Annotated in this window: 20 protein-coding genes; 11 read left to right on the top strand and 9 right to left on the bottom strand. The window is 63.8% G+C overall.

The genetic code is table 11. From position 1 onward, the window contains the following. Position 1 precedes the first annotated feature (1 nt). Complete coding sequence (locus LY632_RS10110) at positions 2-949, bottom strand: acyl-CoA dehydrogenase family protein (protein ID WP_234091015.1); 948 nt, start codon at positions 947-949, stop codon at positions 2-4. Next, a complete protein-coding gene (locus LY632_RS10115; protein WP_234091016.1) occupies positions 946-2,085 on the bottom strand; it encodes an acyl-CoA dehydrogenase family protein in 1,140 nt (379 codons plus the stop codon). Before LY632_RS10115 ends, LY632_RS10110 begins: the two co-directional genes overlap by 4 nt. 95 nt (positions 2,086-2,180) lie before the next feature. On the opposite strand from LY632_RS10115, the gene LY632_RS10120 reads away from it, so the two are divergent. The 3 genes from LY632_RS10120 to LY632_RS10130 all read left to right on the top strand — a co-directional run bounded on the left by LY632_RS10120 (position 2,181) and on the right by LY632_RS10130 (position 5,449). Further along, complete coding sequence (locus tag LY632_RS10120; protein ID WP_234091017.1) at positions 2,181-2,984, top strand: crotonase/enoyl-CoA hydratase family protein; 804 nt, start codon at positions 2,181-2,183, stop codon at positions 2,982-2,984. Positions 2,985-3,066: 82 nt separating this feature from the next. Continuing rightward, complete coding sequence (gene acs, locus LY632_RS10125; RefSeq protein WP_234091018.1) at positions 3,067-5,010, top strand: acetate--CoA ligase; 1,944 nt, start codon at positions 3,067-3,069, stop codon at positions 5,008-5,010. A 76-nt stretch (positions 5,011-5,086) separates the two neighbouring features. Beyond that, complete coding sequence (locus LY632_RS10130; RefSeq protein WP_234091019.1) at positions 5,087-5,449, top strand: DUF393 domain-containing protein; 363 nt, start codon at positions 5,087-5,089, stop codon at positions 5,447-5,449. On the opposite strand, the gene LY632_RS10135 is transcribed toward LY632_RS10130, so the two are convergent. From LY632_RS10135 to LY632_RS10140, 3 genes are read right to left on the bottom strand one after another with little or no spacing between them, the layout of a single operon-like run. Further along, positions 5,386-5,886, bottom strand: coding sequence for a TIM-barrel domain-containing protein (locus LY632_RS10135; RefSeq protein WP_234091020.1), 501 nt, complete (start codon positions 5,884-5,886; stop codon positions 5,386-5,388). The genes LY632_RS10130 and LY632_RS10135 overlap by 64 nt on opposite strands. After that, a complete protein-coding gene (locus LY632_RS14380; protein ID WP_370636496.1) occupies positions 5,772-6,032 on the bottom strand; it encodes a TIM-barrel domain-containing protein in 261 nt (86 codons plus the stop codon). The genes LY632_RS10135 and LY632_RS14380 overlap by 115 nt, the downstream gene beginning before the upstream one ends. After that, positions 5,954-6,250: a hypothetical protein gene (locus LY632_RS10140; RefSeq protein ID WP_234091021.1), complete on the bottom strand. Its 297-nt coding sequence runs from the start codon at positions 6,248-6,250 to the stop codon at positions 5,954-5,956. Before LY632_RS10140 ends, LY632_RS14380 begins: the two co-directional genes overlap by 79 nt. A gap of 407 nt (positions 6,251-6,657) precedes the next feature. Between LY632_RS10140 and LY632_RS10145 the strand changes: the two genes are divergently transcribed. Further along, positions 6,658-9,180 carry a glycoside hydrolase family 3 protein gene (locus tag LY632_RS10145; protein WP_234091022.1) on the top strand — a complete coding sequence of 841 codons (2,523 nt, stop codon included), beginning with the start codon at positions 6,658-6,660 and terminating at the stop codon, positions 9,178-9,180. Between the two features lie 22 nt (positions 9,181-9,202). Then, the gene (locus LY632_RS10150) at positions 9,203-10,237 is read left to right on the top strand and encodes a glycoside hydrolase family 5 protein (protein ID WP_234091023.1); all 1,035 of its coding nucleotides are present in this window, start codon (positions 9,203-9,205) and stop codon (positions 10,235-10,237) included. Positions 10,238-10,243: 6 nt separating this feature from the next. Here the strand turns inward: LY632_RS10150 and LY632_RS10155 are convergent, their stop codons facing one another. Continuing rightward, a complete protein-coding gene (locus LY632_RS10155; RefSeq protein ID WP_234091024.1) occupies positions 10,244-11,902 on the bottom strand; it encodes a glycoside hydrolase family 43 protein in 1,659 nt (552 codons plus the stop codon). Positions 11,903-11,992: 90 nt separating this feature from the next. Between LY632_RS10155 and LY632_RS10160 the strand changes: the two genes are divergently transcribed. The 6 genes from LY632_RS10160 (at position 11,993) to LY632_RS10185 (ending at position 18,916) form a co-directional block, all read left to right on the top strand. Next, a complete protein-coding gene (locus LY632_RS10160) occupies positions 11,993-13,117 on the top strand; it encodes a fumarylacetoacetate hydrolase family protein (RefSeq protein ID WP_234091025.1) in 1,125 nt (374 codons plus the stop codon). 76 nt (positions 13,118-13,193) lie between these two features. After that, positions 13,194-13,952 (top strand): SDR family NAD(P)-dependent oxidoreductase, encoded by a 759-nt coding sequence (locus LY632_RS10165; protein WP_234091026.1) that lies wholly within the window; start codon positions 13,194-13,196, stop codon positions 13,950-13,952. After that, positions 13,943-14,827 (top strand): SMP-30/gluconolactonase/LRE family protein, encoded by an 885-nt coding sequence (locus LY632_RS10170; protein ID WP_234091027.1) that lies wholly within the window; start codon positions 13,943-13,945, stop codon positions 14,825-14,827. The genes LY632_RS10165 and LY632_RS10170 overlap by 10 nt, the downstream gene beginning before the upstream one ends. Before the next feature lie 41 nt (positions 14,828-14,868). Next, positions 14,869-16,731, top strand: a complete 1,863-nt coding sequence (locus LY632_RS10175) for a sialate O-acetylesterase (protein WP_234091028.1) — start codon at positions 14,869-14,871, stop codon at positions 16,729-16,731. Beyond that, positions 16,728-18,047, top strand: a complete 1,320-nt coding sequence (locus LY632_RS10180) for a mannanase (RefSeq protein ID WP_234091029.1) — start codon at positions 16,728-16,730, stop codon at positions 18,045-18,047. The genes LY632_RS10175 and LY632_RS10180 overlap by 4 nt, the downstream gene beginning before the upstream one ends. 47 nt (positions 18,048-18,094) lie before the next feature. Beyond that, a complete protein-coding gene (locus tag LY632_RS10185) occupies positions 18,095-18,916 on the top strand; it encodes an aldose 1-epimerase (RefSeq protein ID WP_255695724.1) in 822 nt (273 codons plus the stop codon). Between the two features lie 7 nt (positions 18,917-18,923). Here the strand turns inward: LY632_RS10185 and LY632_RS10190 are convergent, their stop codons facing one another. From LY632_RS10190 to LY632_RS10200, 3 genes are read right to left on the bottom strand one after another with little or no spacing between them, the layout of a single operon-like run. Continuing rightward, positions 18,924-20,708 carry an IlvD/Edd family dehydratase gene (locus tag LY632_RS10190; RefSeq protein WP_234091031.1) on the bottom strand — a complete coding sequence of 595 codons (1,785 nt, stop codon included), beginning with the start codon at positions 20,706-20,708 and terminating at the stop codon, positions 18,924-18,926. After that, positions 20,705-21,817, bottom strand: coding sequence for a LacI family DNA-binding transcriptional regulator (locus LY632_RS10195; protein ID WP_234091032.1), 1,113 nt, complete (start codon positions 21,815-21,817; stop codon positions 20,705-20,707). Before LY632_RS10195 ends, LY632_RS10190 begins: the two co-directional genes overlap by 4 nt. Before the next feature lie 43 nt (positions 21,818-21,860). Then, a complete protein-coding gene (locus LY632_RS10200; RefSeq protein ID WP_234091033.1) occupies positions 21,861-23,984 on the bottom strand; it encodes an alpha-glucuronidase in 2,124 nt (707 codons plus the stop codon). Positions 23,985-24,029: the final 45 nt, after the last annotated feature.

The raw sequence follows: 24,029 nt of genomic DNA on the forward strand, positions 1-24,029 counted from the left end.
GCTATGCAGGATCGGTGCGCAGGGTGAGTTGGTCCCAAAGGCACGCGCCACCCCAATGCAGCACTTGTTCGCCGAGCCGCTTGCTCCAAAAGGCGTCATTGCCCCCCTCGCTGCGCCAACCCATCATGCGACGGGTAAGATCATGTAGCGGGTAGTCCCGGGTGAATCCAATTGCGCCATGGACCTGGTGCGCGATCGCGCAGCCGGTCTTGATCGCGATATTGGCACGCAGCTTGGCCGCGCCGATTTCGAAGTTGGCCCCGCCCCCATAGCCAAAGCGGTCGAGCGCAGCCGCTGCGCCCTGTGCTGCGCAATTGACCGCCGCCGCTTCGATGGCCAGCAAGGCAATGCTTTGCTGCACTGCCTGGAATTGCGACAGTTTGCGCCCGAACTGTTCGCGCTGACTGGTGTGATCGATGGACAGGGCGAGCGCTGCATCCAGCGCACCGGCGGTCTGGCAAACCCGCAGGAAGGCGACAAGCGCGTCGATCTCTGCCCTAACTGGCAGTGCGGTGGCGCAGCGGAGATCGATGATCACACGGTCGCGCGGTTCCCCAGCGGGGCTTTCTCCTTCCCCGACTTCGCCCTCGGCCAAGACGACTTCGTCCGAGCCGCTCAGGAGATAAGACTTGAAACAGCGCCCCCAAGGGGCGGAGCCATTGGCCATCAACAGGCCGGTTCCAATTTCCGGGCGGCCGGCCTCGAAAGCTAGTTTTCGGGCAATTACATGCTCGCCCAACGGCGCTGCCAGTGCGTGCTTGCCCGCTAATCGCATCACAGCAGCGAGATCGCCCCAGTCGCCGCCGAACCCGTCCGCTTCTTCGGGCAACAGCAACTGTCCAAACCCAGCATCTTGAAGCCGGGGCCAGATCGCCTCGAATTCCTGCCCGCGCAGTTCGGCAAAAAGACCATCGGCCATTTCACACAGGGCGTCGCGGTTCTCGCTCATCTCAGGCCCAATCCCCGCGCGATGATTCCGCGCAGGATCTCCCGGGTCCCGCCACGCAGCGAGAAGCTGGGCGAGACTTGCAACAATCTCGCCAGCAAACGCGCCAGCGCGGTGTTGTCGGCGAGATCGGCATTGGCCACCGCCTGGATCGCAAGTGGCAGTTCCTGCTCGAAGGTGTTGCCGAGGTCCTTGACGATCGAGGCCTCGACCACCGGATCGACCCCGCTCGCCAGCTTCGCCGCGACTGACATCGACATTTGCCGCAAGGTCCACATCTCGCTCACCAGCCGGCCGATGGTTGCGACGACGTCCGGTGCGGCATCAGGCCCCGCGCTGTCGATCAATTCGACCAGGAGCGCATGGCTGGACAAATACCGCTCCGGCCCCGAGCGTTCGAGTGCAAGTTCGGCGGTCGCCTGCTTCCACCCCTCGCCTTCGGTCCCGACCAACGCGCCGTGCGGCACTTCGACATCCTCGAAGAACACCTCGTTGAAATGATGGGTGCCGAACATGTCGATGATGGGGCGGACGGTGACACCCGGCGTATCGAGATCGATCAGCAACTGGCTCAGCCCCGCCTGCCGCTCGCTGCCCTCGCCCGTGCGGACCAGCGCCAGCATGCCGTGGCTGATATGCGCGCCGGTGGTCCAGACCTTCTGACCGTTGATGAGCCAGCCCTTGTCCGTCCTGCGCGCCGAGGTGCGGACGGAGGCGAGATCGGACCCTGAGCCCGGCTCGCTGAGGCCAATGCAGGCGTACATCGTACCCGCAGCAAATCCCGGGAGATACTTCTGGCGCTGCTCTTCGGTGCCGTAACGCAGCAACAGCGGACCGGTCTGGCGGTCGGCGATCCAGTGGGCACCGACAGGGGCGCCCGCCGCCAGCAGTTCCTCCAGCACGATGTAGCGTTCCAGCGGGCCGCGCTCATGCCCGCCATATTGCTTGGGCCACAGCATGCCGATGAAGCCAGCCTCGCCCAGCGCTGCCGAGAATGCGGGGTCGAATTCAGTCCAGCAATTGGCGCGGCGGACCGGATCGTCCTGCGGCTGGTGCGCGGCCAGAAAGGCTCGCAATTCCTGGCGGATTTGCTGCGCGTTCTCCGGCGCTTCGAAGGGATGGACCGCAAATGTCTGCACGCCATCGTGATGCGCAAAAGCGGTGGGGTGCGCAAGGGCTGGCGGTGCGTCATTCTGCTGCTAGGAAGTCTAGCAATTCTACGGGAGAGAGACGCATGGGTGATTTCGTGAAGCTGGAGAAGCGCGGCAAGGTCGCCATCATGACGCTCAACAGCCCGGAGACCCTCAACGCCATCGGCACGCAGGAAGATTGCGAGGACGTGATCGCCGCGCTCCATGCCATCGGCGAAGATACCGGCGTATCCTGCGCCATCCTGACCGGCACCGGCAAGGGCTTCAGCGCCGGAGGCAATATCAAGGCGATGAAGGAGAAGACCGGCATTGGCCCGCGCGCCAAGCCGGACGAGACCCGCGCCAATTATCGCCGCGGTGTGCAGCGCATCACCCGCGCCTTCATGGATTGCGAAGTGCCCCTGATTGCCGCGGTGAACGGCCATGCGGTTGGGCTAGGCTGCGACCTTGCCTGCCTGTGCGACATCCGGCTCGCGGCCGGGAGCGCGAAGTTCTCGGCCAGCTTCATCAAGGTCGGGATCGTCCCCGGCGATGGCGGTGCCTGGTCGCTGCAGCGCGTCGTAGGCTATTCGCAGGCGGCGGAGATGTTCCTGACCGGCGACCGCTACTCGGCCGACGAAGCCAAAAGCTTCGGTTTGGTCAGCCGCGTTGTTCCCGACGATCAGTTGATGGCCGCCGCCATGGACATCGCCGAGCGCATTGCTGCCAATCCGGCCCGCTCGCTGCGCCTGACCAAGCGCCTGCTGCGCGAGGCCCAGCATAGCCGGATGTCGGATATCCTCGAGTTGTCCGCCGCCTATCAGGCCCTCGCCCATACCACCGACGACCATGCCGAGGCCGTCGATGCATTCATGGAGAAGCGCGAGCCTAAGTTTACCGGCGGCTAGATGACATTGCGCGGGTGGGCTTCACAAGACCAGGCTGTCGAAGCTACCGAGCGATAACGTGGACATTCGAAGAGGAACCGCCATGAGCAACCACGACGACGAATGGGTCCGTCGCCCCGCCAGCGCCGAGCAGGGCACAAATTGCACCGCCGAGCAGTACGCGGCAATGTACGCCCGTTCGAACGACGACAGCGACGGTTTCTGGGCCGAGCAGGCGCAGCGGCTCGACTGGTTCAGCCCGCCCACCAAAATCGCCAACTGGAGCTTCGATCCGGTCAGCATCAAGTGGTTCGAGGACGGCTCGCTCAACATCTGCCACAATGCCGTCGACCGCCACGTCGCCGCCGGCAGGGGCGACACTGTCGCACTGATCTTCGAGCCTGACGATCCGGCAGGCGAAGTGCGCCGCATCACCTATGCCGAGCTGCAACGCGAAGTCATCCGTATGGCGAATACCTTCAAGAAGCTCGGCGTGCAGAAGGGTGACCGGGTCACGATCTACATGCCGATGGTGCCCGAAGGTGCGGTAGCGATGCTCGCCTGCGCCCGCATCGGGGCGGTGCATTCGGTCATCTTCGGCGGCTTCTCGCCCGATGCGATTGCAGGCCGCGTGGAGGATTGCGAGAGTGACTGGATCGTCACCGCCGATGAAGGACTGCGCGGCTCGAAGAAAATCCCGCTCAAGGCGAATGTCGACGCCGCGCTGGAGAAAGTCAGCGCCAAGGGCGTGCTGGTGCTACGCCACACCGGTGGTAAGGTCAGCATGTCCGCAGGTCGCGACCACTGGTACCACGAGTTGTGCGAAGGTGTGTCCGGCGAATGCCCCTGCGAGCCGATGAACGCCGAAGATCCGCTCTTTATCCTATACACAAGTGGTTCAACCGGCAAGCCCAAGGGCGTGCTCCATACCACCGGCGGCTATGCGGTCTGGACCGAAACGACCTTCCGCTACATTTTCGACTATCGCCCCGGCGAAGTGTTCTGGTGCACCGCCGATATCGGCTGGGTCACCGGCCACAGCTATATCGTCTATGGCCCGCTGCAGAACGGCGCGACCGCGCTGATGTTCGAAGGCGTGCCCAATTACCCGGACCATGACCGGTTCTGGGCGGTGTGCGAGAAGCACAAGGTCAATATCTTCTACACCGCCCCCACCGCGATCCGCGCGCTGATGCGCGAGGGCGACGGGCATGTGACAAAGCACGATCTTTCCTCGATCCGCCTGCTCGGCAGTGTCGGCGAGCCGATCAACCCCGAGGCCTGGCGCTGGTATCACGACACTGTCGGCAAGGGCGCGGTCCCGATCATCGACACCTGGTGGCAGACCGAGACCGGCGGCTGCATGATCACCACCCTGCCCGGCGCGCACGACATGAAGCCGGGCAGCGCCGGCAGGCCGTTCTTCGGCGTTTGTCCGCAGCTGGTCGATGGCGACGGCAATGTGCTGGACGGCGCGACCAGCGGGAACCTGTGCATCACCCGCAGCTGGCCTGGCCAGGCGCGCACTGTCTTTGGCGATCACGAACGCTTCGTGCAGACCTATTTCAGCACCTATAAGGGCAAATATTTCACCGGTGACGGCTGCCGCCGTGATGCCGACGATTACTACTGGATCACCGGCCGGGTCGACGATGTCATCAACGTCAGCGGCCACCGCATGGGCACCGCAGAGGTCGAAAGCGCCCTGGTGCTGCATCCAAAGGTCAGCGAAGCGGCGGTCGTCGGCTTCCCGCACGACATCAAGGGCCAGGGCATCTACTGCTACGTCACGCTGATGGAGGGCGTGGAGGAAAGCGAAGAACTGACCGCTGAACTGCGCCAATGGGTGCGCAAGGAAATCGGTCCCATCGCCACGCCCGATCACCTCCACTTCACCCCGGCCCTGCCCAAGACCCGCAGCGGCAAGATCATGCGGCGCATCCTGCGCAAGATCGGCGAGAACGACTTCGGCGCGTTGGGCGACACCTCGACCTTGGCGGACCCATCGGTGGTCGAAAGCCTGATCGAAGGGCGCAAGAACCGCTAGGGGAAGTGCGTCTCACGCATCGGTTCTTGCGCTCATGCACGTTGAAACGCGCCTTGTCGCGGTCCATACCCACGGGATGAAACCGCAAGTCACTGTCTGGTATGATGGCGCATGCCCGCTGTGTCGGCGCGAAATTGCGGTGATGCGACGGCTCGATGGTCAGCAGCGAATCGAATTTATCGATGTCGCCGAAGAGGGCGACGCGGGCTGTCCCATCGACAAGGCCGAACTGCTGGCCCGTTTTCATGCACGCGAAAACGGCAGGCTATACTCGGGCGCGGCAGCGTTTGCCGCCATGTGGCGCGCTATCCCGATTTTGCGGCCTATCGGATTGGCTGCCAAGAGCCCGTTGATCGAGGCGGTCTTTGAACGCCTTTACCTCCTTTTCCTGCGCCAGCGGCCGAAGCTGCAGCGTCTTTTCGAGGCGTCTTCAGGATGAGCAGCGATCAAGCTAGAACTCCATCCGCATTCCTTCTCCGGCACAGCTAATCGTCTCTTCGCTCCGGGCTGCGAAGGAATCTCCACCTCCGTCACCCCCGTGAACAGGTCGATCGTCAAGGCCCCGCGCGGATTCTCATCGCTCCATTGCACATCCGGACCGCCGGGAATGATAGCACCTGTACGAACGAACAGCGGTACCCGCTCGCGTGGCGCACCTGCAACGATGGTCCGGCCACCTGGAATCCTGCGCCCGGTTTGCGCATCAAACCATTCGCTTCCCGCAGGAAGGTAAACTTCCCGCTGGCGAGCTTCGAATTCGGTCACGGGAGCGACCAGCAGCGAAGGGTCAAAGAGGTATTGGTCGTGGGTCCAGTCGGGCACAGCCGCCAGGCTAAGGTTGAGCCCGGCGCTGATCTGGTCGCGCAGGTCGCCCACCGTGCTGCAACATCGCCCGACCGCAGCGCTGAAGAGGTCCGCTGGATACCGCCAAAGCCGCTCCGCGTCAGGATGAAAGGGCGCTGGTCCGGCGGTGCCGCGCGCGGGCCGTTCGCGACCCTTCGGCGCGCATCAGCGGATAGCAATTGAAGATAGCCGCACCGGGGATGCAGGTGGCGGGCGAAGTCATCTGTCCGTCCTTGCCGAAGGCGGACACTGCACCATCGCCAAGCGAAAGGACGATGGACGAATGATCCGTAGCGAGCCTGGCCTGATCTTCGATCAGCGAGAACACCGGCTCGCCGTCCGGTTCCTTAACCACCATCGGCGTCGGGCGTTCGAGCGGCGGAAGTTCCTTACCCACCGAAACGCGAACGTGCCATCGGCGTACGCCAGCACGCGCACCCTCTTGCCGTCATCGGCGGTCATTTCCATGCCATGGGGGAGCCGATGCGCCTCACCTGCCACTGCCTCGCCAGACCACAGCATGAGCGAGAACATCAGGCTTGCGATGCCCAAGGCCAGAACGCGCTGGTGTTTAGTTGATATCGCTACCACCCGGCTGCCGGATTGGTTCACAATTCCCTCCTCGCCATCCTTGGCCCTTTTATGACGAGCCTCTTCAGCACGTTTGCCGCAGTCGACTGAATTCGCCCAAACGCGCCCGGATTGACACCGGCGATTCAGGAAGGTACCAAAAATGTTAGCGCTCACAATAGGGCGGGTGAACCGGCGAGAGGGTCGCCAGTGTCACCCAGGGAGGGATCGAATATGGCCGCGACCGGCAAGACTTTGATTGCACTCTGCGCAGTACTTTTCGTCGGCTGCACAGGCAGGGGCGCGCCAGCGGCCATCGCCGGACCCGCCTCCGGCGAGGCTCTCACCGCCGATGAGCGCGGCATCGCCCATCCCGAGCAATGGCCGGCCTACGCATATCCGGTTCCCCTCCAATCCGACGACGAGGCACGCATTGCGTCGCTGCTCGCCAGGATGACGCTGGAAGAGAAGATCGGCCAGCTCGTCCAGGCCGACCTTTGCTGCGTGACGCCCGATGACGTGCGCAAGTACAACCTCGGCTCGATCCTCGTCGGCGGCAACAGCGGCCCGAACGGCAACGACCTGTCTCCGGCACCCGACTGGCTCAAGGCAGCCGACGATTTCTACCTGGCATCGATCGACACCTCCGATGGCGGCGTCGGTATCCCCGTCGTGTGGGGCACCGATGCGGTGCATGGGCACTCCAACATCATCGGAGCGACCATCTTCCCGCACAATATCGGGCTTGGCGCGATGCGCGACGTCGCCCTGATCGAGAGAATCGGCGAAGTCACCGCGAAGGAAATCCGCGTCACGGGGCAGGAATGGACCTTTGCCCCGACCGTCGCCGTGCCGCAGGACTTTCGCTGGGGGCGGGCCTATGAAGGCTACTCCTCCGATCCCGATCTCGTCGCATCCTATGTCGGCGCGATGGTGCGCGGCCTGCAAGGGCCGCCGACCAACGACAACCTGCTCGCCGGGCCCTATGTCATCGCATCGACCAAGCACTTCCTCGCCGATGGCGGGACTGACAATGGCGTCGACCAGGGCGACAGCTCGATCAGCGAGGCCGAACTGCGCGATATACATGGCAAGCCTTACGGTCCGGCCATCGCGGAGGGGGTTTCGACGGTGATGGTGAGCTTTTCCAGTTGGCAGGGCGTCAAGATGACCGGCAACAAGTCGCTGGTGACAGGCGTGCTGAAGAAGCGAATGGATTTCGGCGGCTTCGTCGTTTCCGACTGGAACGCCCACGGCCAGGTCGCCGGCTGCACCAATGAGAGCTGCCCGCAAGCGCTGATGGCGGGGATCGACATGTATATGGCGCCCGACACCTGGAAGCCGATCTACGAAGACCTGCTCGCCCGCGCAAAGGCCGGGGAAATCCCGATGGAGCGGATCGACGATGCGGTGACCAAGATCCTGCGGGTCAAGGGCAGACTCGGCCTGTTCGACGCTGGGAAGCCGTCGTCGCGTCCGTTCTCCGGCCAGTACGAGTTACTCGGCGCGCCCGAGCATCGCGAGATTGCGCGCGAAGCAGTGCGCAAGTCGTTGGTCTTGCTCAAGAACGACGGGGTCCTGCCGATCGCGCCGGGTGGCAGGCTGCTGGTGGCCGGCGAAGGCGCTGACAACATTGCCCGCCAGTCGGGCGGCTGGACATTGAGCTGGCAGGGGACCGGCATCGACAACAGTCACTTCCCCGGAGCGACATCGATCTGGGCCGGGCTCAACCAGGCAGTGACTGCCGCCGGCGGAAGCGCGGAACTCTCGCCCGACGGCAGCTTTGCCGTCCGGCCGGATGCAGCGGTGGTCGTGTTCGGCGAGACGCCTTATGCCGAGTTCCAGGGTGACCGCGCAGTCCTTGCGCTCGATCCGGAACTGACCGGGCCGTTCGAGACGATGAGAAAACTCAAGGCGCAGGGCATCCCGGTGGTGGCGCTGATGATCACCGGCCGACCGCTCTACGCCAATCCCGCGCTGAATGCGGCGGATGCGTTCGTCGTGGCATGGCTGCCGGGTAGCGAAGGCGGTGGCATCGCGGATGTTCTTATCGGCAAGGACGATGGCAGCGCGCGCTACGATTTTACCGGCAAGCTTCCCGCAGCATGGCCCCGGACTGCGGACATGGCCGATGGTGCCCTGTTCGACTTCGGTTACGGCCTGACCTATGCCAGCCCGCCGACCGTTTGGCCCGACCTCCCCGAGCTCGATGCCTCCGCTCTTGGCGGCGACAGCCGTCTCTGGTTCAGTGCAGGTCTCCCGGCTGCGCGCTGGTCGCTGCTGGTCAACGGAGAAACCACTGGCGAGCAGACCCGCATCACCACCCTCCCCGCCGTCGCGCTGGGCGGTCGGGTCCGCGTAACGGCGGAGAACTACCTGGTGCAAGAAGGCGCTCGACGGTTCGCCATCGATGGCGGTACCGCGAATGTGGCGCTGCGCAATTTCGAAGCGGTCGATATCGCCAAGGAAACCAACGCCGACGTCCTCCTGCTTGCCACGATCAAGGTATGGGACGCACCTGACAGAGCGATGATCGGTGCAATCGGACCGGCGACGCGGGGCTTTACCGCTTTCACCTTGCCGCAGGGCAATGACTGGGTCCGTTACGGCATCCCGCTCAAATGCTTGCGCAGCAAGGGCGCGGATGTCGCTGAGCTGACCGAACCTTTCGTACTGACAACCACCGGCAAGGCCGACTACGCCATTGGCGAAGTGCGGCTCGGCACCGATGCCGACGTTGTCCTGCCCTGTAACTAGGAACCGGAAGAGGAGCGAGGAAATGGACAGGCTGCTTGTTTCGGGCTTTTCCGCAATGGCGCTGGCTGCTCTGGCAGTCCCGGCCTGGACCGGAACGGCTGCCGACGACCATGTTGCGGCTTCCCCGCTGCCGGTCGGCACCTGCATCAACATGGGCAATGCGCTCGAGCCGGAATTCGAAGGCAGCTGGGGCGGCGCCCCGATCGAGGCCGAGGATTTCAAACGGATCAAGGCCGCCGGCTTCCAGACCGTCCGCATCCCCGTACGCTGGCACAACAAGTCGATGGCTCAGGCGCCCTACACCGTCGATGCCGCCTGGATGGACCGGGTACAGCAGGTGGTCGACGAGGCGCTCGCAGCCGATCTGAATGTCATCCTCAACAGCCATCATTTCGACCCGATCCATGACACGCCGCTGGAAGTCGCGGAGTGGCACGGCGGCGTGTGGAGGCAAATCGCGGAAAGGTTCGCGGGCTACCCCGAAGATACGCTGTGGTTCGAGCTGGAGAACGAGCCGCACAAGAACTTCGACCATTCCAACCTGCTGCAAACCCTTGCCCCGGCGCTCGCCGAAGTCCGCAAACTCCACCCGACCCGCGCCGTGATCATCGGCGGCGAAGACTGGAGCGGGATCGATTCGCTGGCGACGCTGCCACTGCCCGACGATCCCAACGTCCACCCGACGTTCCACTACTACAACCCGTTCCTCTACACCCACCAGGGTGCATCGTGGACCGCGCCGGATATCCCGCCGGTAGGTCGCAAGTTCCCGACCGAGGAAGACCGCGAACAGCTGGTCAAGGATGTCGCCAAGATCCGCGACTACATCGCCCGCACCGGCAAGACGCCGTTCATGGGCGAAGTCGGTGCCTATGACGGACACATTCCGACCAAGGACCGGGTCAGGTATCACCGGACCATCTACGATGCCTTTGCCCCGACCGGCATCGGCATGTGCATGTGGGCCTATGCCAACACCTTTCCGTTCTGGGATCGTGCAAAGCAGCGCTGGCTGCCGGGAATGCTCGAAGCGATTGGGTTGCCGAAGCCGGAATAGCGTCGTCTAGGGGGATGCGCTGTAGGCGTAGGGCCCGACCACCAGGCCTGTGAACAGCCCGGCATGGACCGAGGCAAGCGGCTCAACATCGATCGTTTCGCCCAGCTGTTGCCATGGCGTCTCGCCGGCGCTTCGCCAGAATACCGTCGCCGCGCCGCCGCGCAGGGCGATCCGCAGTTCGACCGGGCCTGTCGCTGGTAGCGACGTGCTGGCAACAACCTCGCCCCGCTCCGACTGGGCAGCGTCGGTTCGCATCCGCGCGACCACCCTGCCCTGCTCCACCCCGAAGGCTAGGAAATGGCTCTCGTCCATGAAGGCCAGCAGACCCGCAAAATCGCCCTCACCGTCCGGCGTGAAGCTGACCCGCGTAGTGAAGTCGGCTTTGTGATGCCACAAGCGCCTGCCGACGAAGGCCGGCTTGCCCAAACTGCCCGCCGCGTCCTTGCCGGAGACCAGCTGCAATTCTCCGGCATTGCTATCGACAAGCACCTGCTGAACCTGCTGCGGCGTCCTGAGCCCGATCCAGTCGGCGCTGAGCGGACCTGCGAAGTTCTCTCTCCAGCGGGTCTGATCCACCGGCCGGTCAGGCGTCAGCCGCGGTTTCGCCAATTCCATCGGAACCGGGGCACCCTGGTCGAGAAACCTCGGCCAGCCCTCGACCCATTTCAGCGGAAGCAGGAAAGTCTCGCGTCCCATCAGCGTGGATTGCTGGGCGAAGGGTCGGGTCGCGAGGAAGACGCCCCACCAGCTGCCATCGTCGAGCTTCACGATATCGGCATGACCGGTCGCTTCGACGCGTTCCGGCCGGTCGCGGGGAAGATCGCGCTGGGTCAGGATCGGATTGTACGGTCCGGGCTGATACGGCCCCTGCAGATTGCCTGATCGATAGATGGTCTGGGAGTGCTGGTCGGCCGTGCCTCCTTCAGCCGTCAGCAGGTAATACCAGCCGTCGATCTTGTAGAGGTGCGGCCCCTCGGCCCAGATCGGATTGGTCGACGGATCGACGCCGCCGTCCACCAGCAGCGTGCGGCCCGGCATCACCTGTCTCTTCACGTGATCGAATTGCTGCAACCACAGCGCACGGTGCCCTTCATAGCGCGGCTCGCCCGGGGGCGCGTCGTTGTAGACGATCCATGCGCTGCCATCGTCCTCGAAGTACAGCGAAGGATCGATCCCGCCGAAGTCGAGCCAGTCGGGATCGCTCCACGGCCCTGCCGGGTCCTTGGCCGTGATGACGAAATTGTCGCCGCATTCGATGCAGGTGTTGACGATCCAGAACAGCCCGTCGAGATAGGTGATGGCCGGCGCGAAAAGCCCGCGATTGGTGCCCAGACCCGAGAAATCGACCTGTGTCGATCGATCGATGGCATTCCCGATCAGCCGCCAGTTGACCAGGTCGCGACTGTGGAAGATCGGCAGGCCGGGAAACCAGCTGAAAGTCGAGGTAACCGCATAGAAATCGTCGCCGACCCGGACGATCGAGGGATCGGGGTGGAAGCCGGGCAAGATGGGATTGCGGTAATTTGACGATGAAGCCGAGGAATCCGCTTCGACCGCGCGATACTCCACATAGTCGAACCGAGCGGTCGGCCCCGCAGCGGCAGGCGCGGCAAGGCTCGAGAAGCAGCAGCCAACTGCCAGAGCTGCTTGGATGAACTTCCTCACATCGTCTCTCCCAGACTGATCTTTGGGGCTTGCCGCCCACAATTGTCCTGCTTATGGTAGCGCTATCACCTAGGAGGGCAAGAGCCAGAAATGGCCGAGAGGATTCTGGAAGCTCTGCCTGCGGATCATGTCCGCGGGACATTTATCGGGCGCGCGCAGACGCCTGAGGGGCCGTGCGTTATCCGCTTATCCGACGGAAAATTGTACGACCTGACCGGCGAGGTATCGACCGTCGCTGGTGCGATCGCCCGTCGTGCATTCGATGGCGGCACCGAACTCGGAGCAGTCGAGGATGGCCTTCCGGAGGGCTGGACTCTGCTCTCCCCCATCGATCTGCAATGCATCAAGGCTGCGGGCGTGACCTTTGCCCTCTCGGCCATTGAGCGGGTGATCGAGGAGCGCGCTCGCGGCGATTCCGGCAAGGCCGCCGAGATCCGCCGCCAGCTCGAAAGCAGGATTGGCGCAGGAATCCGCTCGGTCGTTCCCGGCAGCGACGAAGCGCTGCAGCTCAAGGCCGCTCTCATCGAACAGGGCATGTGGTCGCAGTATCTGGAAGTCGCGATTGGCCCGGATGCGGAGATCTTTTCCAAGTCGCCGGTGCTCTCGTCGGTTGGCTATGGCGCCATGATCGGCGTGCGTTCGGATTCGAACTGGAACAACCCTGAACCGGAAGTCGTGCTGGTGTGCGATGCGCATGGCGAAGTGGTCGGCGCGACGCTCGGCAACGACGTCAACCTGCGCGATTTCGAGGGGCGCTCGGCATTGCTTCTTTCCAAGGCGAAGGACAACACCGCCAGCTGTGCCATAGGTCCATTCATTCGCTTGTTCGACGACAGCTTTACGCTCGACGACGTCCGCAGTGCCGATGTCGAGCTGCTGATCGAGGGGACCGACGGTTACCGGCTCGAAGGCAAGAATGTCATGGCGCAGATCAGCCGCGACCCGGTCGAACTGGTGGCGCAGTGCCTGTCCGAGCATCACTACCCCGATGGCTTCGTGCTGTTCTGTGGCACACTGTTCGCGCCGACGCAGGACCGCGATGTCTCGGGCGCCGGCTTCACGCACAAGATCGGTGACAAGGTGACGATCCGCTCGCAAAAGATCGGGACGCTGACCAACACGGTGACGACATCGCGCGATACTCCGGCATGGACGATGGGGATTTCGGCTTTCATAGCCAATCTGGCCGGCAGGGGACTGGTCGAAAAGATTTGATGCCGGCACGCTCTGTGCAGGCGAATGGATCATGGGTGAGGGAATCTAATTGATGTCGCAAGGAAGTGGTCCTGCTGTGCACACAGCGACCTATCCCAGCTTGAAGGGCCGCAGGGTCATCGTCAGTGGCGGCGGCTCGGGCATCGGCGAAGGCATCGTCGAGGCCTTCGTGCGCCAGGGTGCAGCCGTTGCCTTTGTCGATATTGACGAGGACGCCAGCGCGGACCTCCAGACGCGGCTTAGTGACGCTGAAATCAAGCCGATCTTCGTCCATTGCGATATCACCGATTGCGACGATTATGGCGCCAAAATCGGCGCGATCATCGAGCAGTTGGGCGGTTGCGACATCCTCATCAATAATGCGGCCAACGATGACCGTCATACCATCGCCGAGGTGACCCCCGAATACTGGGATCGCAGCATGGCAGTGAACCTCAAACACCAGTTTTTCGCTGCAAAGGCCGTGGTGCCCGCAATGCAGGCCGCCGGTGGCGGCTCGATCGTCAACCTGGGCTCGATCAGCTGGCACCTTGGGCTGGAGGACCTGGCAATCTACCAGACCGCGAAAGCGGCAATCGAGGGTCTGACTCGCAGCCTCGCCCGCGAGCTGGGCCGCGACAATATCCGCGTCAACACCATCATCCCCGGCAACGTCCAGACGCCGCGCCAGATGAAATGGTACACCCCTGAGGGCGAGGCGGAGATCGTTGCCGCCCAATGCCTCGATGGCCGGATCCAGCCGGTCGACATAGCAGCGATGGCGCTGTTCCTCGCTTCCGACGATGCGCGATTTTGCACGGCGCACAATTACTGGGTGGATGCAGGATGGAGATAGAGCTTCCGGTCAAACAATTGCTGGCCGCCGACACGAAACTTGGTGAAGGCGTGCTGTGGGATGCCGCGCGGCAGGTCGTCTGGTTTGTCGATATCAAGCAGCACCGCCTGTGGCATTACGACCCGGCAACCGGCAGCAACACTTGCAGCGAAGCGCCGGAGCAGATCGGTTGGGCGATCCCCGCCGAGGGCAAACTGCTGCTGTGTGGTCTCAAGGACGGGCTCCATATTTTCGATCCCGAGGCCGACCGGTTCGAGAAGCTCTCGGACGTTCCGGGAGAACCCGCTTCTAACCGGCTCAACGATGCTTGCACCGACCCTTGGGGTCGCGTCTGGTTCGGGTCGATGGACGATGGCGAGAATCAGGCTTCGGGCCGGTTCTACGTGTTCGACCGTGGCAACATTCGGCCTGCCGGCCCCTCCGGCATCAGCATCACCAACGGCCCGGCGGTCAATGCACAGGGAGACCGCATCTATTTCACGGATACTACGAACCAGCAGATCATGGTGGCCGACCTGAGCCCCTCGGGTGTCGGCGAGGCACGCCCGTTCGTCGATACCAAGGCCCTGTTCCCCCATGCATATCCCGACGGCCCCGTCGTCGATGCCGAGGATCACGTCTGGACCGGCCTCTATCTTGGCAGCCGGGTGGCGCGTTTCTCGCCCGATGGCGAGTTGGTCGCGACCATCGCCATGCCCGCGCGCGATATCACCAAGATGGCCTTCGGCGGCGCAGACCTGCGCACCGGCTATGTGACCAGTGCGACCAAGAACATGGAGCCAGACGACATGCAACGCCTCCCGCAGGCAGGCAGCCTGTTCGGCTTCGATGCACCCGTGCGTGGTTTTGCGCAGGCAAGGGCCCTGCTGGGATGATGCGGCTGGGCCTGCCTCTCGCCGGCCTTCTGGCTCCGGCGATGGCGTCCGCCGCTCCCGGCTTGGGGCCCGCCTATGGCGACAACATGGTCCTGCAAAAGGATCAGCCCGTGACGCTGGAAGGGCATGCGCAAGCCGGCGAAATGGTGCGTGTAAAACTCGGCGATGCGACATCCAGCGTTAGAGCGGACAAGTCGGGCAGTTTCGCGGTCACCCTGCCCCCTCAACCCAAGTCTGCTGCGGGTGTGGCTCTGGAGCTTACCGATAGCACCGGGACCACTCGCTTCGCCAACATCCTGTTCGGCAACGTCTTCCTGTGTTCTGGCCAGTCGAACATGGAGCTGTCCGTAAATCGCGCGCTCGACACCTGGAACCAGCTACGGCTGGCGGCGGATGACGGCATCCGCCTGCTGATGGTGCCCAGGGCCACCGCGCCCGTGCCCCAGGCGGACTTCGCCGGGCCGGTCGCATGGAAGGCCGCCACCAGCGAGACTGTGGCCGAGTTCTCCGCCGCATGTTTCTACATGGGCAAGGAACTGCGCCGGCTCGATCCCGATACACCCGTCGGGCTGATCCATTCGAACTGGGGCGGCAGTGCCGCCAGGGCATGGATGACGCAGGAAAGCGTTCGCGCACTCTATGGTGAAGATGCCTTGGCGCAATTGCAGACCTATGCCCGCGATCCTTTCGAAGCGACGCAGGCATTCGTCCCGCATTGGTTCGACTGGTGGCGCCGGCAGGACGATGGCGGCGAGCCGTGGCAGGACAGCGGCGCTCTCGACTGGAAGCCGATCCCGAAGTTCTCGTTCTGGAACGAGTGGGAGGGAACCGGTCTCGACCGCGAACCGCGCGCCAATGTGTGGCTGCGGCAAACGCTGACCCTGACCGCCGAACAGGCGAGCCAGCAAGGGGAAGTTTCCATCGGGGCGATCGACGATCTCGACCTGACTTTCGTCAACGGCAGGCCAATCGGCTACACCTTCGGCTGGGGTGTCGAGCGGACCTACCGCGTGCCGGCGGGATATCTGCGCGAAGGCGCGAACGAGATCCTCATCGCTGCCAACAACATGTGGGACACCGGGGGGTTCTTCGGATCCTCTGATCGCCTCTTCTTCCAGCCGGGGGACGGCAGCGCACCCGTCCCGCTGGGCGCCGACTGGGAATATTCGGTCGCGCAGACGCAGGATGTCCCGCCCCGCGCGCCATGGGATGCCAATGCAGGTCTCGGGGTGATGCACAACGCCATGATCGCGCCGCTTGGGCGCATGCGGCTTGCCGGGGTGGCATGGTACCAGGGCGAATCCGACGTCGGGCAGCCCGACTACGACAGCAGGCTGCGTGAACTTTTCGCGGGCTGGCGTGGCCAATTCGGCGACCAGACGAAGATGCTGGTTGTCCAGTTGGCGGATTACGGCGCGCGGGTTACCCGGCCCGTCGCTTCGGGGTGGGCGCAGCTTCGGCAGGAGCAACTTGAAGCCGTCGAGGCCGACAGCAACGCTGTGCTGGTCACAGCCATCGATATCGGCGAGGCGACCGACATTCACCCGGCCAACAAGAACGATCTGGGCAAGCGGCTGGCACGCGCCTTCCGTGGCGAGTCCATGCCGATGCCGGTCGCAGCGGTGCAGGAAGCAAGCACAGTCACGGTCAACTTCAAAGGTGTCGAGGGTGGCCTTGTCGCTCAATCCGGCCCCTATCCCATCGGCGTGGAACTGTGCGGCACCTCGCAGGAGAGCTGCCGCTATGTCGTGCCGCGCCTTTCCGGCGAGTCCCTGATCATTGATCTGGCGGAAGGCGAGATCGCGACGCGTGTGCGCTATGCCTGGTCAGACGCCCCGATCGTGAATCTCTACGATGGCCGCGGCTTGCCGGTGCCGGGCTTCGAACTGGAGATCGCGCAATGATCCTCGATCGCCGCAGCTTCCTGGTGACGACGGCCGGAGCGGCAGGTGCGCTGGCACTTGCCGGCTGTGCGACCGGTGGCGAGCCTGGAAGCCAGTTCGTCCAGCGTACCGGCACCAGGCTCACCCGCGGCGGCCAACCCTATCGTATCGTCGGCACGAACATGTGGTACGCGGCTTGGCTGGGTGCCGACGCCGATTATGGCGACCGCAAGCGGCTGGTGCGCGAACTCGACCGCTTGCAGGCGCTGGGCCTCAACAACCTCCGGATCATGGCAGCCGCGGAGGAAGGCCCGCTCAGCAACTCGATCAAGCCAGGTTTCACCCGTGCCGACGGGTCGGACAATGTCGCCCTGCTCGAAGGCCTCGATTTCGCCATCGCCGAGAGCGCCAAGCGGGGCATGACGGTGGTGCTCGCCCTGTCGAACTTCTGGGAGTGGTCGGGCGGACTGCAGACCCTGCTCCAGCGTGTGACCGGGAGCTATATCGACATGGGCGACCCGGCACATCCCTGGCCCGCGTTTGCCGATTCCACCGCCGCGTTCTACGCCAATCCCGGCGCCGTAAGACTCTACCTCGACCATGTTCGCAGCATTGTGGGCCGCACCAACTCCGTCACCGGCATGACCTATGCCGAGGACCCTGCCATCATGAGCTGGCAATTGGCCAACGAACCGCGCCCCGGGGGAAGCGATTCCGCCATCGCCGCCAACCGTCCGGCCTACCTCGACTGGATCGCCCAATCGGCCGAACTCATTCGAGGTATCGACGACAACCATCTGGTTTCATTAGGACAGGAAGGAACTCAAGCTACCAACGGAAGCGAGGAACTGGTGACCGCGGCCCATCAGAATATCGACTATCTCACGGCCCATATCTGGCCGCTCAACTGGGGATGGGTCGCAGGCGACGACCTGGCGGGAACCTGGCCTGATGGCAAACGCAAGGTCGAGGCCTATATCGACACGCACACCCGGTTGGCCGCAGCCATGGACAAGCCTCTCGTCATCGAGGAGTTCGGTTTCCCGCGGGATCGGGAAGCCTATTCGCCCGACACCACAACGCGGTTTCGCGAGCAGTACTATAGGGTCATCTACAAAGCAGTCGAGGACAGCTGGCGCGACGACGGCCCACTCCAGGGCAGCAATTTCTGGGCATGGAACGGTGAAGCCCGCGCGCGACACGCGGATTTCCGTTATCGCGATGGTGATCGCGCCTACATGGGCGATCCGCCGCATGAACCGCAGGGCTGGTACGGCAATTTTGACAGCGACAAGGCGATGCTCGAACTCGCTTCGGCACACGCAGCAAGAATTTGAATCGAAACAATTCGACGATGACCGAACGGACTTTTGGCCAAGGCAAGATGCGGGCATCGGCACGGCCCGAGGCTGGCGGGCTGCTATCTTGCTTGTCGATGGATGGCGCACACGTCCTGCGGCCCATGCCGGTTTCCAGCAGCAATCCGCTCGACAGTGCCTGTTTTCCCCTGGTGCCGTTCGCCAACCGGATTGCCGATGCACGTTTCGATTGGAACGACGCCGGGGTCCAGCTGCAGCAAAACTTTCCCCTCGAAACCTCGGCCTTACACGGCACCGGCTGGCAGCGCCCGTGGCAACTGACCGAGACAACGCCGGAACGATGCGTCATGGCCTACGCTCATGCCGCGTCCGACTGGCCCTGGGATTTCCAGTCCATCCAGACATTCGAATTGCGTGACGACTGCTTTCTCGCCACGCTCGAACTCGCCAATTGCAGCGGTATCGACATGCCCGCCGGGCTCGGCCTGCACCCCTATTTCCGCCGGCGCCCGGAGACGCGCGTATTCTTCGAGGCAGGCGGGATCGTCCTGTCGGGCCGCGACCAAATCCCGACAGGTGAAATCGCTGCTCCGGGAGCCCTGGCCGAGTTTAGGACCGGATCACATTTGCCCGGCGCCTTGATCGACCACTGCTACACCGACTGGAACGGCGAAGTTGTGATCGAGGATGATCTCGGGCGGATCGAGATGCGCGCGGTCGGGGCATCTTACCTGCACGTCTACGCGCCACCCGGCACGGACATCCTGTGCCTCGAGCCGGTGACCCATCCCCCGGATGCGCTCAACCGGTGGCCGGAAGAAATGACAGTTCTCGAGCCGGGCCGCAGCACCAGCATCGCCATGCGGATCAGTGCATCGCTGCGATAGTTTCCGGCTAGTGATTGTGCCGTGGCAGTTTGCGTGCGATGCCGCGAAACTTCAGCGCAAACTCCATCACCCCACCCTCGCCCAGTTGCCCGGTTTTCTCGCGGAACAGCTCTTCCCAGGGGGTATTGCTCTCGGGAAACGGCGGCGCGGGTTCCTGGGCCAAACGACGCGCAATTTCAGCCTCGTCCACCAGAGCGTCACAGCGACCGGTGTTGAGATCCACCCGGATCGTGTCGCCAGTACGCAGCCAAGCCAGTCCGCCGCCTACGGCGCTCTCCGGAGACACGTTGAGGATCGACGGGCTGTCGCTGGTCCCCGACTGACGCCCGTCGCCCAGTGTCGGGAGCCACTGCTTGCCGGCGCGGATCATGGCATCGGGCGGCTGCATATTGACCACCTCGGCACTACCTGGCCAGCCGATCACGCCTGAACCGCGGATGACGAGGATGCAGTTTTCATCAATGGCCAGTGACGGATCGTTGATCCGGTGATGGTAATCGTCCGAGCCGTCGAACACGATCGCGCGGGCCTCGAACACGCCCTCGGCCCCGGGATGCGAGAGATACTGGGCGCGGAACTCATCGCTGATGACCGACGTCTTGAGGATCGCGAAATCGAACAGATTGCCCGACAGGACGAGGAAGCCCGCATTCTCACGCAAGGGATCGGCAAAGGGCCGGATCATCTCGCGGTCACTGCTTTCACGGCCGATCAGGTTATCTGCCATCGCTGCCCCCGTGCAGGTCAGGCAGTCGCCCTTGAGCACGCCAGCCTGCAGCAGCTCCCACATCACCGCCGGGACCCCGCCGGCACGATGGAACCGCTCGCCCAGGTACTTGCCGGCAGGCTGCATGTTGAGCAGCAGCGGCAAACGATAGCCATGCTCCTGCCAGGCCGACAACGGCAGTTCCACCCCGGCGTGCGCGGCCATGGCCTGGATATGCGGCTGGGCGTTCGATGAGCCGCCACAGGCGCTGACCACGGCGATCGCATTGAGAAACGCGTCCTCGGTCAGGATATCCGAAGGCTTGAGATCGGCGTGGACCATTTCGACGATCCGCCTGCCGGTACGATAGGCCATCTGGCCTCGCTCTCGATAGGGTGCGGGGATTGCAGCACATCCGGTCAAGGACAGACCCAGAGCCTCGGCCACCGCATTCATCGTGCTGGCCGTGCCCATCGAATTGCAGTGTCCCGCGCTCGGCGCGCTGGAGGTGGCGCGTGCGAGGAATTCCTCTTCCGAAATCTCGCCCGCGGCCAGCTTGCGCCGGCTGCGCCAGATCACCGTGCCGCTGCCAACCAGCTCGCCTTCGTGCCAACCGTCGAGCATCGGCCCGCCCGACAGAACGATGGCCGGGATATCGACGGTGCTCGCAGCCATGATCTGGCTCGGCGTGGTCTTGTCGCATCCGGTTGTCAGCACCACCCCATCGATCGGGTAGCCGTTGAGCAACTCGACGAGGCCGAGATAGAGCAGGTTGCGGTCGAGCGCCGCAGTCGGGCGGCGGCAGTTCTCGAAGATCGGGTGCACCGGAAATTCGATCGGAATTCCCCCTGCATCGCGGATCCCGTCCCGGGTCCGCCTGGCCAGTTCCAAGTGGATGCGGTTGCAGGGCGAGAGATCGCTGCCCGATTGCGCGATGCCGATGATGGGCTTGCCGCTGCGCAGTTCCTCGGGCGTGACGCCGTAATTCATGAACCGCTCGAGATAGAGCGCGGTCATGTCCATGCGGTCGGGGTTGTCGAACCAATCGCGCGAGCGAAGCCGCCGACCGCTGGAGTCATGCGTCATTTTCTATCCGTATTCTGCTTGAAGGAGGACGCCAGGCTGGGCCCGGCGTCCGAATTGCGCCTGACCAGCTTGTAGGCGAGCGTGACCTGCTCCGCCTTCGCCTTGGAGGCAGGGGTTTTCTGCTTGTAGGCTCGCGCGATCATCACCACCGCCTGCGCTGTCATTTCGCGAATCGGCTGGCGGATGGTGGTGAGCTCCGGCCAGATCGAACTGGCCAGTTCAGTATCGTCGAAGCCGCACACGGTGATGTCGTTGGGCACGTCGAGATGACGCCGGTGCGCCATGGCAACGGTCGCGGCGGCCATGTCGTCGTTGGACGCAAAGATCGCCGTCGGCGGGGGATTGACCGACAACAGGCGTTCTGCGGCAGTCATACCCGAACGGTAGGTGAATTGCCCCTGTGCGATCAGGCGATCGCTGATCGGAAGGCCCGCCTCTTCCATGGCTGCGCGAAAACCTTCGAGCCGCTGGCCGCTGGCGACCTGTTCGGGGTTACCGATGATGAAGCCGATCCGTTCATGCCCCAGCCCAATGATGTGGCGGGTCATGTCGTAGGCGGCCTGGAATTCGTCGATCTGGACCGAACCATGCGAACCGCTGGCACGACCCGGCCCAACGGCTACGGCGATCCCGCCGGAGGCACGAACCTGGTCCAGTACGCTCTGGTCGTCACACAGCGGTGGCGGCAGGATGAAGCCGACGATCCCCCCATCGACCAGCTTGGAGATCAGTTCCTTGCTTTCCGGCACGGTTTCGCAGCTCTGCACCACCAGGTGGATATCTCGCTTGCTCGCCTCTTCCAGCGCTCCCATCAGGAATTCGCTGAGGTAGGACGCCGAAGGGTTATCGAACAGCAAGGCAATCCGCAGCTGTGCCCCGCCCGCGAGCGAACGTGCCGCGCGATTGGGAATGTAGTTCAGCTTGGCGATGGCTTCCTGCACCTGGATCCGGGTCGCCTCGCGAACATTCTCCTCGCCATTGATCACGCGGCTCACTGTCATCGGAGAGCATTGCGCCTCGCGCGCGACATCGGCGATGGTCGGGGCGGCGTTGCTGCGGCGCGAGCTGCGCTTGCGGGCGGCGGGACGGTTGTCGTGGGTGATGTCCATGGTCATCGCCATAGGCCCAACGTTAATCTGCCAGCAAGTGCCATCATTGCCCCGGTGCCTCGGGGAAAGTCAGCGACTTGTAGTGTTCGAGCGACTCCGCAGGAGGTTCGACACCTTCGGGCAGCGGCAACCCGTTGAGCGACTGCCAATAGGCGACGGACGCGTCTCTCCACCAGCGCGCTTCGCGGTGCTGGATTTGCAGACGTTCCGCAACCGCGCGATACCGCTCGCTGTCGATATACCGGGAGAGGCCGGACCATGTCCTTGCGAAGCTGTCTGCTTCGGCCACCCCGCAGTCATATTCGGCGATGAGCCGCTCCCACAGGCTGCGGCCGCCGGCCAGCTTGTGATCCCAGCGAACATGGTGGAACCAGAGAAGGTAGTTCGGATCGATGGTGTCGAGATCAGACCATTTGGCAGCAATCGGGGGCGCGTATTGGGTCAGCGCGCCGGAGCCGGTGGCTGTGCGGTCGAAACCGATCCCATCGACATCGGCGCGGTGGTAATAGCACGGGTTCCATTCCGGTCGCGGCAAGTCGCAAACCCATGGCGCGGGGCCATAGTGGTGGCCCGTGCCCATAAGATGCGACAGTCCGAGTGGGGTCATATAGCGCACAACCGCTTCGCGGCTGGCCAACATCAAGGCTACAATCGGTTCAACCGCCTCTGGCGCCCGGGTGAAGGTCTGCGACGTCCATTCTCGCGCAATCGCCACACTGCTCAGGCTCGGGTCCCAGGCCAACCGGCCGAAGGCGTACCAGTTGGCCTGATCGAAGTCCGAACCAGTCCAGTTGCGATTTGAGCCGGTGTTGGCGACTCCAGCCATTCCCGCTGGTGCCACGACCTGCGCCACCGTCGCGCCGCGGCCGGTGGCGGCGCGCAGCACTTCTGCCCACATCGGGCCGAGGAAAGCGAGGTGGCTGGAGAAGCCGAGATATTCCTTCGTCACCTGCACTTCGAGCATGAGCTTCGTCTTGGGCATCGCTCCGAACAGAGGATGGAAAGGCTCGCGCGGCTGGAAATCGATCGGGCCGTTCTTGACCTGGACGATCACATTCCGGGCGAATTGCCCGTCGAGCGGCATGAACTCGTCATAGGCCTGCTTGGCCCGGTCAGAGCTGTTCACGGCCGAATAGACGAAAGCTCGCCAGATGATCGTCCCGCGCGGGCCGACCGCCTCGGCCAGCATATTGGCTCCCTCGGCGTGGGTCCGGCCATAGTCCTGCGGGCCGGGCTGTCCTTCGCTGTCGGCCTTGACCAGGAAACCACCGAAGTCGGGGATCGCGGTGTAGATCTCGTCTGCCCTGGCCTTCCACCAACGCCGCACCGCAGCATCGAGCGGATCGGCCGTTGCCAGGCCGCCGACGTCACGCGGAGCGCTGAACCGGGCAGACAGATACACCCGGATACCATAAGGGCGCCATGCATCGGCTAGCCGCTTCAGCTTGGCGATATAGCGCGGCTCGAGCATGAAGGCGCGGGCGTTGACGTTGTTGACCACCGCCCCGTTGATGCCCACCGAGGCGTTCGCGCGCGCGTAGTCGATCATCCGCGGATCAAGTTGCTCCGGCAAGTGCCACCAGTCGAAGATCGACCGCCCGGCATAACCCCGCTCGACATGCCCGTCGGGATTGTCCCAATGGTTGAGCATGCGCAACGGCATGGCCGGTGCGGAGAATTGCTCGACGCCCTCGAGCGACGCATTCGCTTGCACGTGTCGCAGGAAGGCGAAGACGCCATACAGCAGACCGATATCGTCATTGGCGGCGATCGCGATCCGGCCATTGCGGACCCGGCGGATCGAAAAGGCACCGATCGGGGCGCCGGCCAGGCGGTTGTCCGCTGGATAGCCGCCGGCTTCCAATCGATCCGCCAGTGCCAGCACTAGCCGGGGATGGGGCGAATCGCTGGCGCCGACCATGGTAGTTCCCGCCCGTCCGAGCTCGCTCGATGCAGCGTCGATGGTCGGCGAGCGGTCTGCCAGCAATTGCACGCCCCGGCCGAGAAAGGGCCGTATTGCGTCAGCCTGCACACCTTCCAGCGGGACATAGCGGAGCCAGAGGTTATAACCATCCTCCGCCCTCGCCGACCCGGCAAGCAGGACAGCCGCAAGCGCGGCGACGAAACATGTCGCAAGCCGGTTGACAAGCTTCCTCTCCCTCATCATGGTAGCGCTACCACAACAGAGGCGCCAGTCAAGTCGCGCTCAAGG

Origin of the sequence: Erythrobacter sp. SDW2 (genome assembly GCF_021431965.1) — a bacterium.
GTDB lineage: Bacteria > Pseudomonadota > Alphaproteobacteria > Sphingomonadales > Sphingomonadaceae > Parerythrobacter.